This window comes from Streptomyces sp. W16 (assembly GCF_033194735.1).
Taxonomy (GTDB): Bacteria; Actinomycetota; Actinomycetes; order Streptomycetales; family Streptomycetaceae; genus Streptomyces.
This window is the reverse complement of the sequence record NZ_JAWOAI010001186.1, coordinates 1-858: the sequence shown is the minus strand read 5'-3', so window position 1 is coordinate 858 and position 858 is coordinate 1. Positions and strand designations below refer to the sequence as shown.

General features: G+C 73.5%; 1 protein-coding gene. It reads left to right on the top strand.

Going from position 1 to position 858, the window contains the following annotated elements; all coding sequences use genetic code 11:
* Positions 1-858, top strand: an 858-nt coding sequence (locus tag R6V09_RS54095; protein WP_317888684.1) for a polyketide synthase, incomplete at both ends; no start/stop codon positions are given.

Here is an 858-nt window from a genome sequence, read left to right as displayed (position 1 = left end):
ACGGCGCTCGCCGCCGGCTCCAACATGCTGCTCTCACCCGCCGTCACCGTCGCGTTCGGCCGCGCCGGGGCCCTGGCTCCCGACGGCCGGTGCAAACCGTTCTCCCAGTCCGCCGACGGCATCGGCCGCGCCGAGGGCTGCGCCGTGGTGGTGCTCAAGCGGTTCAGCGACGCGCTGCGCGACGGCGACCGGGTCCTCGCCGTCATCACGGCCACCACCGTCAACTCCGACGGCCGCTCCAACGGCCTCATGGCACCCAGCCCGGCAGCCCAACGTGCCCTCCTGGAAACGGCCTACGCGCGAGCGGGCCTCGATCCGGCAACCGTCGACTACGTCGAGGCGCACGGCACCGGCACGCCCCTCGGCGACCCCATCGAAGCGGGTGCGCTGGCCGACGTACTGGGCCGCAAACGCCACCCGGACCAGCCGCTGTTGCTCGGCTCGGTCAAGAGCAACCTCGGCCACCTGGAGGCAGCCGCCGGTGTCGCGGGCCTGGTCAAAGCCGTCCTCGCACTCCACCACGGCATCATCCCCGGCTCGTTGCACTGCGCCCGGCCCGCCCTGGACGACGAACGGCTGCGCGTGGTCACCGAACCCGAACCCTGGCCCCGCTACGGCGGAACCGCGACCGCCGGGGTCTCCGCCTTCGGCTTCGGCGGCACCAACGCGCACGCCGTACTGGAGGAGTGGCAGCCCAGCCGTCCCGCCGAACGCGCCCTCAACACCTATGCGTCCGCAGGCCTGTTGCAACTCAGCGACGCGGACCCGACCCGCGTCCGGCACACCGCCGCCGCACTCGCCGACTGGCTCGACACCCCCGCCGGGAGCGCCGCCCGGATCCACGACATCGGCCGCACA